The sequence below is a fragment of the Bradyrhizobium vignae genome (assembly GCF_900324035.1).
GTDB classification, from domain to species: domain Bacteria; phylum Pseudomonadota; class Alphaproteobacteria; order Rhizobiales; family Xanthobacteraceae; genus Bradyrhizobium; species Bradyrhizobium vignae.
In genome coordinates, this window is sequence record NZ_LS398110.1 from 7,681,374 (window position 1) to 7,693,632 (window position 12,259).

Genomic DNA, 12,259 nt, shown 5'->3' on the forward strand with positions numbered 1-12,259 from the left:
AGTTGTCCAGGATGGCGATGAGGAGCTGACACCGGGATGTCGTCTCGGTGTCAGCGCCGCATCACGCCGCAACGCCCTCGGGCGTCTGCACGACATTGGCGAGCGAGCTGTGCGTACCCCGGGTCTCGAACGAGATCGCGCCGGTCGAGCGGATATTGGCGGACGCGACCTCGGCAGCCCGGTGCTCGAAGCCCTCGGGCATGACCACCTGAACGCGATGGGGAGCGCCGGTCACGGGATTCTTGATCGGCTCCACCTCGGTCTCGAGCACATCGCCGGCGACGAGTTTTGCGATACGGCCATTCTTGTCGAAGGAAAATTCGAACGGCGCGAAAACCGGGTCGCGAATGGTCGTCACGATCAGGCTGAAGATGTGGAACAGCGTGCCCTCGGCCGAATGCTTGCCCGACAGAATGTTGAACAGAGCCTGTCGCTGCTCCGGCGTGGCACGCTGGTCGACGATGGGCTGCATCGTGCCGTTGCCTTGATGCAGTGCGCCGGGGAAATCCACCACGACGGCAAAACAAATGCCGTCGAGCTTGACGCCCTCAAAATGCCCCCTCGTGATCCGCATGCCGACCATGCCTTTGCAATAGCCGTGGGTCGGTAGAGCGTTGAAATCGCAAGGGCAGCCAAACGCGCAATTGCAATTCTTCATCCATTCGCCTTCGAGACGCCAGTCCGATGCAGCCATGGCACATCTCCCAATGTGAGCGGGGACACAGCAGCCCTTGACGAATTTGTTCAGCGTTCTTGTCGAGGCAACGCAAAAAGGGCGCGAGCGGGATCGAGTCCGATCAGAAAGCCGGCATCGCAGAAAAGTATGGTGGCGAGCTGCCGTTTACCGTCCCGGCATCATATCAGCGGCAGCCGGGCGCGTATAGCGAACGGCGTTAGTGGCTCAGGCGCAGCCGGAGATGTTCGACGTCAGGGACGTGGCGCCCCTTCGGCGCTCGCCCGCCCGATACGCACAGCGCCACTCCCTTCAAACCAAAGCTGCGAACTCCTATCCATTTGAGACATAAATACAATTCATCCAGGAAACGGGCCATTTTGCCGGGAAAACGCTCTGATTGCGGCATTCGGGGGCAAGGCCTATGCTGAAGCCCGGCAATCACGCGGCCGCCCATCGTGCGGCGGGGGCAGCCTCACGGTGGATGGCTCGCACACCCATCCGAAAGGCTACGCCATGACCATTGCCCACACATTGCACCGATATCTGGCTGCCGAGAACATCGAGTATGCCGAGATCCCTCACGCCTTCACCATGTCATCCGCGCGCACGGCGCAGGCTTGCCACATCTCGGGCGATCACCTCGCCAAGGCCGTCGTGCTGCGGCATGACGGGGGCTATATGCTCGCGGTCTTGCCAGCATCGCACCATCTCAACCTGCCGGACTTGAAGGAGAGGCTCGGCGAAGATCTTGTGATGGCCAACGAGACCGAGATCAACCGGCTGTTCGCGGACTGCGCGCACGGAGCCGTTCCGGCGGTCGGCCGGTGCTACGGGCTCGATCTCGTCGTCGACGACAGCATCCGCGACCAGCCTCAGGTCTATATCGAGGCCGGCGATCACGAGACGCTGCTTCAGCTCACCCATGCGCAGTTCGCGCGCCTGACGGCCAACGCACCGCATGGACGCTTCAGTATGCACGACTGACGCGGCATGACAGTGGGGATGATTCCCGGCACGCCCGTCGCGGCGACGCGTGCGGTCGCGCCCGGTTCGTTGTATAGTCAAGTCGCGGGGGCTGCGTTCGCAACGGAGGTCCTCCATGAAAGTCAAAGAGGCAATGCACAAGGGCGTCGATTGGGTCAGCCCCGACACCCCGATCACCGAGATCGCGAAGTTGATGCAAGGCCACGACATCGGCTGCATTCCGATCGGCGAAGACGACCATTTGATCGGGATGGTGACCGACCGCGACATCGTCTGCAAAGGGCTTGCGCGCAGGGACTTCAACGCCGCGCGCATGACAGCACGGGACGTGATGACTGAAGGCATCCATTGCTGCCGGGAGGACGACGATCTGGCGAAAGCCGTGCATCACATGCAGACACTGAAGATCCGCAGGTTGCCTGTGATCAACAAGAGCAAGCGGATGGTCGGCATGATCAGCCTGGGTGATGTCGGGCAATCCGCCACGGCAGATTTGTTGACCCAGTGCGTCAAGGGCGTATCGGCGCACCATTGAGGCAACATCGGCTCGATCCGGACCTTCATCGGATCGGTCGCAGCCCCCCGCGGCCGCGGAGTTCTCTCGAGCGTGCATTGACTGCACTATAGCTCGGTTCGCCGCACTCTGCGGCCATTTCCGCTCGGGGCAAGCGGCAGTAACCGGCTGGAGCGTTTCCCAACGAAGTGGACACCGGCTTCGCGTAAAACGCGTCAAAACAAGAATCTGGAGCCCCGTTCCGATGCAATCGGAGCGGAAGCGGCCCTCGTCAAACCCGAACGCTGAGGCGGGATGGTGCCCAGGGGCGGAATCGAACCACCGACACTGCGATTTTCAGTCGCATGCTCTACCAACTGAGCTACCTGGGCGTGCTCCAAGAGAGGGGCCAAAGCCCATCGAGCGGGCGGTTTATAGTGGGCTCGGGGCGGCCTGTCCACCCGGCTTCGCCAAGAGGCTTCCCCGGGCACGGCCCGGCTGTGCACAAGGAAGGACGGGCTTGCCGCGATTGGCCGGCGGCGGACCGGACATTCACGCAAAGAATTGATATCGTTTATTTATTCGACGTCATCCGGATCGTCGTCGCGGCCAGGGATGACATAGGAACCCTTCAGCCAGCGGTTCAGATCGACGTCGCGGCAGCGCGAGGAGCAGAACGGGCGGGTGGCCTGCGACTGCGGCTTGCCGCAGATCGGGCAGGTCTTGAGCGGGCTTGCGGGTTTTTTGACTTCGTCGTCCATGACGTCGGCAGTTTACCTGAGGTGAAGGGGTTTAAGCGCCGGCCGGCAAACGGGTTCCTTCGACGGCAACCCCCGCATTCCGCAGGGGCCGAAGCGGGCTGCGCCGGCTTGGCCGCCGACTCACACTGCGGTGGCGTTGAGCCAGCCGAAACGGATCGGAAAACCTTCGCCACCGAGCAGCGTCGCGGTCTCGTAGAGCGGCAGGCCGACGACGTTGGTGTAGGACCCCACCATCTTGACCACGAAGGAGCCGGCGATGCCTTGCACGGCATAGCCGCCGGCTTTGCCGCGCCATTCGCCGGAGCCGATATAGGCCTGGATGTCATCCTCCGAGAGTCGCTTGAAGCGCACGCGGGTCTCGACCAGGCGCTGCCGGAAGGCTTCGCGCGGCGTGACGAGGCAGATCGCGGTGTAGACGCGATGGTTGCGGCCCGACAGCAAGCGCAGGCATTGCGCGGCCTCGTCGACCAGATTGGCCTTGGGCAGGATGCGGCGGCCGACCGCCACCACGGTGTCGGCGGCGAGGATGAAGGCGCCACGCAGCTCGTCGTCGAGCTGCACCGATTTGAGTGCTGCATCGGCCTTTGCCCTCGCGAGCCGATTGGCGCAGGCGCGCGGCAGCTCACCCCGCCTCGGCGTCTCGTCGACATCGGCTGGCCGGAGCGCGTCCGGCTCGATGCCCGCCTGGTTGAGCAGCGACAGCCGACGCGGCGAACCGGAGGCAAGTACGAATTTGGGGCGGCCTAGCATCAGGTGATTTGGGGGGATGAAGCGGGGTGAATTGCGCGCGGAACCTATCGGAAGGGGGCCGGTTTCACAACCCGGGAACCAGTGGTTTGGTGATTCGAGGCTGGCCCAGCACGCATGTGCCTACGCTCTGTGACGCGGGTGTTACGGACGCCGCTTGCTACCCGCTCGCCGCGCCCGCCTTGGCAAAGCGCCGCCGGATGCGCATCAGGAGCTGGTCGCAGAGCTCGCGATAGGCCGCGAGCTTCTGGTCGCGGCTGCCTTCGATGGTGGTGGGATCCTGCGTCGGCCAGTACTCGACCTCGGCCGCGAGTGTCCGCGTCAGATCCAGCGCCTTGTGATGCGCCTCGGGCGAGAGTGTGATGATGAGGTCGAAATTCAGCCCTTCCCAATCCTCCAGCTCCTCGAAGGTCTGCGGCTTGTGAGCCGAAATGTCCTGGCCAAGCTCGGCCATCACGGCCACTGCGAATGGATCGAGCTCGCCCTTCCTGGCGCCAGCCGACTTCACGTAGAGGCCTTGCGGAAACATGTGCTGCAGCAGGCTCTCGGCCATCGGCGAGCGCACGCTGTTCATCGCACAGGCGAACAGCACCGATTGCGGATCGCGTGCGCGTGGCGGACCCGCCATCGCTTACGCTCTTTCGTTTTGGCGCATGATCCGATCCGAAAACCGGTTCCCACTTTTCGGGATCATGCGCGCTCACCCCTTCCAATGCAGGACGGTGATGAGCGTGAATAGCCGGCGCGAAGTCTCGAAATCGACCCGCACCTTGCCCTTCAGCCGCTCCTGCAGCGTGCGCGATCCCTCGTCATGGATGCCGCGGCGGCCCATGTCGATGGCCTCGATCTTGTCCGGGGTCGCGGTGCGGATCGCCTGGTAGTAGCTGTCGCAGATCATGAAATAGTCCTTCACGATGCGCCGGAACGGCGTCAGCGACAGCAGATGCGCGACCACGGGCGTGCCGTCCTCGCGGCGGATATCGAACATCAGCCGGTTGCCGGTGATGCCGATATGCAGCGTGAACGGACCCTTCCCTTCGGCGCCATCGGGCGCGAACAGGTTCTGCTCGATCAGATCATAGATCGCGATCGCCCGCTCATGCTCGATGTCCGGCCCGGAACGGCCGATCGAGTCCTCGTCGAGCGTGACGGCGACGATGCGATTGGTCGAGTCGTCCTGTTCGGGCGGCTTTGTCATGACAGATTGAGGCGCAATCCAATCGAGCGCGAATGGGCATCCAGCCCCTCCGCCTTGCCGAGCGTCATCGCGGCTGGACCCAGCGCACGCAATTGATCGGGTCCGCATTTCAGAATCGAGGTGCGCTTCATGAAGTCGTGCACCGAGAGCCCCGAGGAAAATCTCGCCGATCGCGCCGTCGGCAGCACGTGGTTCGAGCCGCCGACATAGTCGCCCATCGCTTCAGGCGTATGCGGCCCGAGGAACACCGCGCCGGCGTTGCGGATCTCTGAGGCGAGCGCGTCCGGATCCGCCGTCATGATCTCGAGATGTTCGGCAGCGATGGCATCCGCGAGCGGGATCGCATCCTCGAGGTTCTTCACCATGATGACGGCGCCGAAATCGGCCCAGGAACTGCTTGCGATCGCGGCGCGCGGCAGCGTCTTCAGCTGCGCCTCGACCGCCTTTTCGACATCGGCGGCAAGGCGCGCCGAATCCGTGATCAGGATCGATTGCGCGCTCGCGTCGTGCTCGGCCTGCGCCAGCAAGTCGGCGGCGATCCAGTCGGCGTTGCCGGTGTCATCGGCGATGACGAGCACCTCCGAAGGGCCGGCGATCATGTCGATGCCGACTTTGCCGAACACCAGCCGCTTTGCGGCGGCGACATAGGCGTTGCCGGGCCCGACGATCTTTGCGACCGGTGCGATCGTCGCGGTGCCGTGCGCGAGCGCGGCGACGGCCTGTGCACCGCCGACACGGTAGATCTCGGTGACGCCACCGAGATGCGCGGCCGCCAGCACCAGCGGATTGAGCTTGCCGTCCGGCGAGGGCACCACCATCACGAGACGTGCAACGCCGGCGACCTTCGCCGGCACGGCGTTCATCAGCACCGAGGACGGATAGGCCGCGGTGCCGCCGGGCACGTAGAGGCCGGCCGATTCGATCGCGGTGTAGCGCCAGCCGAGCTCGACGCCGAGCGGGTCGGTGAAGCGCTCGTCCTTCGGGAGCTGACGGCGGTGATAGGTCTCGATGCGGTCCCGCGCGAGTTTCAGCGCGTCCAGCGTCGCGGCGTCGCAGGCCTTCACGGCGGCCTCGATCTCAGCGGCGGAGACGCGCAAGGAGGATGCATCGAGCCTCAAGCGGTCGAATTTTGCCGTGGCCTCGAGCAGGGCGGCGTCGCCGCGCCTGGCCACATCATCGACAATCGCGCGCGCGGCGGCCTCGACGTCGGCCGAAGCCTCGCGCTTGGCGGCGAGGAAGGCGGCGAATCGCTGGTCAAAATCGGCGCTGCTGCGGTCGAGGCGAACGGGCATGTTTCGCTTGGCTTCTGGCTGGTCTTGAGGGGCGGATCGGCGCAGGTCCCCTGCTCAATGGCGCGGCGGGGAAGCTGCGTCAACCCTCGGGAGATGCCGTTCCGGCGAGGGCTGAGCCCGTTTGGCTGGTATACCGGCCACGTCACCCCTCCCCCTCAATTCCCACTCCCAACTCGTCCGCCCCGAGGTCGGTCAGCTCGCATTCCAGGCACTCGACGTCCAGGCGGATGGCGCCGCCCTGGGCGAACAAAAGCAGGGCACTGCCGCCAGGCTCCTCGTGCCGCCCATCCTGGGGATGAAATTCAATGCCGATCAGGTCCAGCACCTTTTCCGGCACAGCGAGGTCGATGTTGCGCGACTTGCAGGCGAGCACACGGTCGAAACGGAGCGCGGCGACCAGCCGGCGCGGCTCGGCCTCGCCCTCCAATGTCTGCTCCCAGTCCAGCCGGCTCATGCCGACCACAAGCCGCTTCTCGCTCTGCCGCCAGATGATGTCGGACGTCTGGACTCGGGCGTCCTGGACATGGGTGGAGATCACCGCGAGATCGTCGGCGTCGAGCGCAATCAGTTTCAGCTGGGGCGACATCGCCGACACTTCTCCTTTGGAGCGGACGGGACTCAACGCGCGCGGGCCGCGAAATTTCCGTACAAACTAGCAGGTCAGAGGCTATTGATATCCGTCATCTCCAGCATCCTGCGCGGATACCCTCCGGGCAACGCGGATCATGGCGCGGCCGAATCTGCTCGGTCGAGGTCACGAGCCGCGGGGGAAATCCGGCGTAGCACCGACCTTTCGCCGTCGGCTGTCAACGGCTGCGACAATCGGCCGACCCAATGGATTTATTGACGCCAGGGCCGTTCGCAATGAGGTTGGTCCGCCGGGATAGCCGGCAAGGTTCACCGGGCCCAGCCGGCGGCGAGGCTGCGGCAACAGCCGCGCCAGCAAGCCTTCATTGTTGACGAGGGGATCTTGTCGTCTCACCTGGAGCGCTGCGGAATATGAGACGGGGTGGGGTGACGGGTCTCTCCGCATTGAGCAGGGCCCGATCGGAGAGATCGCTTCACCCCGCTCGCGCTTCGCGCGATCGACCCTGCCCTCCAGGGCAAGAGCCTCAGTCCTTGAAAAACGCAAGGAGATCCGCGTTGATCGTTTCGGCGTGCGTTGTCGGCATGCCGTGAGGGAATCCCTTATACGTTTTCAGAATGCCCTTCTTGAGCAGCTTGGCCGAGAGCGGCGCCGAGTCGGCATAGGGCACGATCTGATCGTCGTCGCCGTGCATTACCAGCACAGGCACGTTGATCTTCTTCAGGTCCTCGGTGAAATCGGTTTGCGAGAACGCAACGATGCCGTCGTAGTGCGCTTTCGCACCGCCCATCATGCCCTGGCGCCACCAGTTCTGGATCACCGCTTCCGACGGTTTTGCGCCGGGGCGGTTGTAGCCGTAGAACGGGCCGGCGGGGAGGTCGCGATAGAATTGCGTGCGACTGGCGGCGAGCTGCTTCTGGAGATCGTCGAACACGCTCTTCGGGAGCCCGCCGGGATTGGCCGCCGTCTGCACCATCAGCGGCGGTACCGCCGAGAGGATCGCCGCTTTCGCCACCCGGCTTTCCCCATGACGGGCGATGTAGTGCACGACTTCGCCGCCGCCGGTGGAATGCCCGACATGAATGGCATTCTTGAGGTCGAGATGCGCGGTCAGCGCGGCGAGATCGTCGGCATAATGATCCATGTCGTGGCCGTCGGCGACCTGCGCCGAGCGGCCGTGGCCGCGGCGATCATGGGCGATGACGCGATAGCCGCGCGTGACGAAGTACAGCATCTGCGCGTCCCAGTCGTCCGAAGAGAGCGGCCAGCCATGGCTGAACACGATCGGCTGGCCCGCGCCCCAGTCCTTGTAGAAGATCTCGACGCCGTCTTTGGTGGTGATGGTGGGCATGGATTACTCTCTTTCGGTGAAATTGGTGCGCGCGAACAGGCACGCGCCGACGATCTGCAGGTGGTTATGCGACGTTCCGAATGCGATGCCCGCATCAACTGGGAACGTCGAGAATCGTGTGATCAGGCAAACGCCATCGGCCTGAAGCGGCGCCAGGCGCCGATCGTCAGCACCACGAAAAACACCAGCACGATACCCTGCACGACGGCGAATACCGGCCCCGATGGCGGCGCCGGCGGTACGGCGGGCGCGAGCGCGGCAAGCGCCGGCACCTTCAGGAACGACTGGATCACCAGCACGAAGACGTTGAAATACAGCGAGATCATCGCGGTCACGATGTAGACCGGACGCCAGACGCCGGCGAGCCTCATGCCGTAGAGCGCGACGCAGGCGATCGCGAGCAGCACCAGCGAGATGATGCCGATGATGTGCGAGGGCAGCAGCTCCCTGGACGGGAATAGGAATCCGGTGGCGCTGGTGAGGATGGTGAACAGCAGGAAGATCGCGGTGAGGCCTCGCATCGGCTTCGAGCCGAGCAGACCGAACATCACGACCAGGCCGGCGGCGATCGCGATCAGGCTGATGATGACATGGACCAGCGTGACGGCAGGCAGGCTCAACCCAAGGACCATGACATCTCTCCTACTCTCCGCATTGAGATGATGAGAGTAGTATTACGGCCCTCATGGAATTGCCACCTGCGTTGTCGCCACATACAGAGGTGCAGCCACGCGTCATCGTGCGAATCGACAAACGCATGGCTGAATTTCTTGCAGCGCCGTCGCGCACGACGGCAGTTGTTAGTTTGTAGCCCGATGGAGCGAAGCGAACTCCGGGAAACGTGCCACATGCAATAGCTGCCCCGGATTACGCTGCGCTCCATCCGGGATCTACGGGCATTCAGGCTTTCGACGAAGGTTGAATCGATCCCTCACACGTCCTTGGTGTCGAAGATCAGCATGTCGGCACCGCCGCTGGCGAATTTCGGCACGTCGGCGCCGGTCGCCTTGCCTTCCGGACTGGCGAATGCCGCCTGGATGTCGGCCACGCTGTCGAAGGTGAGGATGGCGACGAGATGGATTCCGGAAGGACCTGCGGGAGATGCAACCGGCCCCTTGCTGACGGCGTATTTCTTCAGGCCGGGAAGTTTCTTCGCGAGCGGGATGTGCGTTTCGGCATAATACTTGTCGAAGGCGTCAGTATCCTTTGGTGTTTTGTACAGCACGACGATTTCAGCCATTTAGTTCTCCCGTTGAAACTTGTTGTCGTAATTCCTCATGGTGACGAGCGTGCGAAGCAGGCGTCTCGAACCATGCAGGCCCAGATGCATCCGGGCCTTCCCTCGAGACGCGCGCAAGCGCGCTCCTCAGGATGAGGGATAGTCACGCATCGCGCGGCTCGATGGCAAGCCGGATTCGGCTTGCCATGCGCTTGCCTTCTGCTTGACTAAAGCGCCGGTTTTGCGGCGTCGCCGAGATAGCCGTGCAGGGAGGCTACGACCTGCGCCCCTTCGCCGATGGCGCCGCCCACGCGCTTGACCGAGCCGGAGCGGACGTCGCCGACGGCGTAGACGCCGGGCACGGAGGTTTCCAGCGGCGCCACCAGCTTGCCCTGGTTCTGCTCGGACTGCGCGCCTGTCACGACGAAGCCGCCGCGATCGAGCGTGACGCCGCAGCCGTCAAGCCACGAGGTGGCCGGATCAGCGCCGACGAACAGGAAGAGATTGCGGATGTCGGCGGAATCCTCGGCGTCGGACAGCCGGCTCTTCCAGCGGATGCGCCGCAGCAGCGAGGCCTCGTCGCCTTCGAGCGCCGTGATCTCGGTGTTGAACATCAATTCGATGTTCGGCGTCGCTTCGATGCGCTCGATGAGATAGCGCGACATGCTGGCCCCGAGGCCTCCGCCGCGGATGATCATCAGCACTTTTTTCGCGTGGCCCGACAGGAACACCGCGGCCTGTCCGGCCGAATTGCCGGCACCGACGAGCGCCACCTCCTCGCCGGCGCAGAGCCGCGCCTCGACCGGCGAGGCCCAGTACCAGACGCCGCGCCCTTCGAACTTATCGAGATTCGCGATGTCGGGCCGGCGATAGCGCGCGCCGCTCGCGACCACCACCGCGCGCGAACGCAAGGGATCGGCGCCTTCGAGCGCCACCGAAAATACGCCATCCTTGCGCGTGCAGTCGAGCGACTTCACCGTGACCGGAATCATGATGTCGGCGCCGAACTTTTGCGCCTGGGTGAAGGCGCGCGCGGTCAGCGCCTGGCCGGAAATGCCGGTCGGAAAGCCCAGGTAGTTCTCGATGCGCGCGCTGGCACCGGCCTGGCCGCCGAAGGCGCGGGTGTCGAGCACGGCGACGGACAGTCCTTCGGACGCCGCATACACGGCGGTGGCGAGCCCGGCGGGTCCGCAGCCCACGACCGCAACGTCGTAGATGCGGTCGCCTTTCGCGCCGCCGATCATGCCGATGGCACGTGCAAGCTCGGTCTCATTGGGATTGCGCAGCACCGCACCGTCAGCGGTGACGACCAGCGGCCAGTCTTCGGCCTTGGGCGAATAGCGCGCGATCAATTCGGCGGCGTCGCGATCGCGATCGGGATCGAGCAGATGATGCGGCTGGCCGTTGCGGGTGAGAAAGCCCTGCAGGCGCACCACGCCGGCGGAGTTCGACGGTCCGATCAGCACCGGGCCGCCGACGCCGCCCTGGATCAGATTGACCCGGCGCAGGATCAGCGCCCGCATGATACGCTCGCCGAGCTCGGCCTCGGCGACCAGCAGCGCGCGCAGCCGGTCCGGCGGCAGCAGCAGCGTCTCGACGTCGCCCTCGGCCCGGCCGTCGACCAGCGCCGGCCGGCCGGAGAGCTGGCTGAGCTCGGCCAGGAATTGCCCCGGCCCCTGGTCGATCACCGGGGTGACGTGACCGAGCCCGTCGCGCTGGGTGATGGCGACATGGCCCTTCAGGACGACGAACATGCCGCGCCCGGGCTTGCCGGTCTCGAACAGCAACTCGCCATCCGCGTAGGTGCGGATTTCGCCGAAGTGCCTGATCCGCGCGATCTCGGCGGGTGTCAGCGCCGGAAAGGTCTGCTCGGGGCGCGTGAACCGCAACATCTGCGCGTCACGGTCGGTTCGTTGCGGTTGGTCGTGCCCCATCGCCACTGCATGCACTCCAAAATTCTAGCGGCCGGCCTTGTTGCCGGCGGCCCCCTCATCTAGGGAACGATCGTCGTTCTGCGAGGGGTCGGTGATTGCGGCGCGTTCGCGCGCCTGCGCCTTCCGCCGCTTCAGGTTCTCGCGCAGCGCGGATTTCAGGCGGTCGTCGCGAGACGCTCTCGCCTGGCTCGCGCTCTTGTCGTTCTGGTCGGTCATCAAAGGTCCATTCACGGGATCAGCGGCAGGATGCCACCGAAGTATGGCAGCTCAAGAGGCCGACGCGATCCGATCGTGCGAAACGCGAAATGGATCAAATCCGGGCCTTGCTCCAACTGGCCAGTTGGCGGGGGCATTGTCCCCGAATTGGCGGAAAGTCGCGCGTTTCGAGCGAAAACGGGCATTTTGACCCCGATATCGACCCGATTTTCTCGTTTTGACGGGGCTTGCAAGCTTGCACAGGAGGGGGGCTTGTGGCAGATATCGGCCCGCTTGGTAGGCCCCCGTGGCGGCCGATCTGATCCCAGCACATGCTGCCGTAGCTCAGTGGTAGAGCACTCCATTGGTAATGGAGAGGTCGACAGTTCAATCCTGTCTGGCAGCACCAGCTCTCCCAAGCGAGCCCTCCGCCTGGCCAGCGTGCCCGCAACAGACCGAAGACGCGATCGTGATCAAACGTTCCCTGCCCTACGAAGGACTGCTCCACGAGATCGTCGAGCATAATGGCGTGCTCTATCTCGGCGGCATCGTTCCCGAGGATGCGGGGCTCGACATGGCAGGACAGGCCGACGATGTGCTGCGCCAGTTGAAGACCCTGCTCGAGGGGGCCGGCTCCGATCTCTCCTGCGTTCTGCAGGTGACGATCTTTTTGACTGATCTCGCCGACAAGGCGGCGTTCAACCAGGTGTGGAAGCGCTATTTCGCCGCGGACCATCTGCCGGCGCGTGCCGCCATTGGCGTTGCGGATCTCGGTCCAGGCGTCAGGCTGGAGCTGACGGCGATCGCCGCCCGCCGCTGATAG

Annotated in this window: 15 protein-coding genes and 2 tRNA genes; 4 read left to right on the top strand and 13 right to left on the bottom strand. The window is 64.4% G+C overall.

From position 1 onward, the window contains the following. Window positions 1-61 precede the first annotated feature (61 nt). Complete coding sequence (locus tag BRAD3257_RS36920) at window positions 62-694, bottom strand: DUF1326 domain-containing protein (RefSeq protein WP_122405925.1); 633 nt, start codon at window positions 692-694, stop codon at window positions 62-64. A gap of 495 nt (window positions 695-1,189) precedes the next feature. Here BRAD3257_RS36920 and BRAD3257_RS36925 point away from each other — a divergent pair, with 495 nt between their 5' ends. Next, window positions 1,190-1,660 carry an aminoacyl-tRNA deacylase gene (locus BRAD3257_RS36925; RefSeq protein ID WP_174221614.1) on the top strand — a complete coding sequence of 157 codons (471 nt, stop codon included), beginning with the start codon at window positions 1,190-1,192 and terminating at the stop codon, window positions 1,658-1,660. A 115-nt stretch (window positions 1,661-1,775) separates the two neighbouring features. Then, complete coding sequence (locus BRAD3257_RS36930) at window positions 1,776-2,195, top strand: CBS domain-containing protein (RefSeq protein WP_122405926.1); 420 nt, start codon at window positions 1,776-1,778, stop codon at window positions 2,193-2,195. 274 nt (window positions 2,196-2,469) lie between these two features. Here the strand turns inward: BRAD3257_RS36930 and BRAD3257_RS36935 are convergent. The 12 genes from BRAD3257_RS36935 to BRAD3257_RS36990 form a co-directional block, all read right to left on the bottom strand. Then, a tRNA-Phe gene (locus BRAD3257_RS36935) sits at window positions 2,470-2,545 on the bottom strand. Window positions 2,546-2,731: 186 nt separating this feature from the next. Continuing rightward, window positions 2,732-2,914, bottom strand: coding sequence for a DNA gyrase inhibitor YacG (gene yacG, locus BRAD3257_RS36940; protein WP_122405927.1), 183 nt, complete (start codon window positions 2,912-2,914; stop codon window positions 2,732-2,734). 120 nt (window positions 2,915-3,034) lie between these two features. After that, complete coding sequence (locus tag BRAD3257_RS36945; RefSeq protein ID WP_122405928.1) at window positions 3,035-3,664, bottom strand: Maf-like protein; 630 nt, start codon at window positions 3,662-3,664, stop codon at window positions 3,035-3,037. Between the two features lie 157 nt (window positions 3,665-3,821). Continuing rightward, on the bottom strand, window positions 3,822-4,289 hold the full coding sequence (locus tag BRAD3257_RS36950) for an arsenate reductase ArsC (RefSeq protein ID WP_122405929.1): 468 nt from the start codon (window positions 4,287-4,289) through the stop codon (window positions 3,822-3,824). Window positions 4,290-4,361: 72 nt separating this feature from the next. Beyond that, window positions 4,362-4,859 carry a UPF0262 family protein gene (locus BRAD3257_RS36955; protein ID WP_122405930.1) on the bottom strand — a complete coding sequence of 166 codons (498 nt, stop codon included), beginning with the start codon at window positions 4,857-4,859 and terminating at the stop codon, window positions 4,362-4,364. Next, window positions 4,856-6,151 (bottom strand): histidinol dehydrogenase, encoded by a 1,296-nt coding sequence (hisD, locus tag BRAD3257_RS36960; protein WP_122405931.1) that lies wholly within the window; start codon window positions 6,149-6,151, stop codon window positions 4,856-4,858. The genes BRAD3257_RS36955 and hisD overlap by 4 nt, the downstream gene beginning before the upstream one ends. A gap of 142 nt (window positions 6,152-6,293) precedes the next feature. Continuing rightward, the gene (locus BRAD3257_RS36965) at window positions 6,294-6,737 is read right to left on the bottom strand and encodes a DUF2948 family protein (protein ID WP_162500484.1); all 444 of its coding nucleotides are present in this window, start codon (window positions 6,735-6,737) and stop codon (window positions 6,294-6,296) included. 526 nt (window positions 6,738-7,263) lie between these two features. Beyond that, window positions 7,264-8,088: an alpha/beta fold hydrolase gene (locus BRAD3257_RS36970; RefSeq protein WP_122405932.1), complete on the bottom strand. Its 825-nt coding sequence runs from the start codon at window positions 8,086-8,088 to the stop codon at window positions 7,264-7,266. 122 nt (window positions 8,089-8,210) lie between these two features. After that, window positions 8,211-8,720, bottom strand: a complete 510-nt coding sequence (locus tag BRAD3257_RS36975; protein ID WP_122405933.1) for a hypothetical protein — start codon at window positions 8,718-8,720, stop codon at window positions 8,211-8,213. A gap of 299 nt (window positions 8,721-9,019) precedes the next feature. Continuing rightward, complete coding sequence (locus tag BRAD3257_RS36980; protein WP_122405934.1) at window positions 9,020-9,328, bottom strand: EthD family reductase; 309 nt, start codon at window positions 9,326-9,328, stop codon at window positions 9,020-9,022. Between the two features lie 206 nt (window positions 9,329-9,534). Then, window positions 9,535-11,241: an FAD-dependent oxidoreductase gene (locus BRAD3257_RS36985; RefSeq protein WP_122405935.1), complete on the bottom strand. Its 1,707-nt coding sequence runs from the start codon at window positions 11,239-11,241 to the stop codon at window positions 9,535-9,537. 24 nt (window positions 11,242-11,265) lie between these two features. Continuing rightward, window positions 11,266-11,457: a hypothetical protein gene (locus tag BRAD3257_RS36990; protein ID WP_122405936.1), complete on the bottom strand. Its 192-nt coding sequence runs from the start codon at window positions 11,455-11,457 to the stop codon at window positions 11,266-11,268. Window positions 11,458-11,770: 313 nt separating this feature from the next. On the opposite strand from BRAD3257_RS36990, the gene BRAD3257_RS36995 reads away from it, so the two are divergent. Continuing rightward, window positions 11,771-11,845: transfer RNA gene (locus BRAD3257_RS36995), tRNA-Thr, on the top strand. 60 nt (window positions 11,846-11,905) lie between these two features. Continuing rightward, window positions 11,906-12,256, top strand: coding sequence for a RidA family protein (locus BRAD3257_RS37000; protein ID WP_122405937.1), 351 nt, complete (start codon window positions 11,906-11,908; stop codon window positions 12,254-12,256). Window positions 12,257-12,259: the final 3 nt, after the last annotated feature.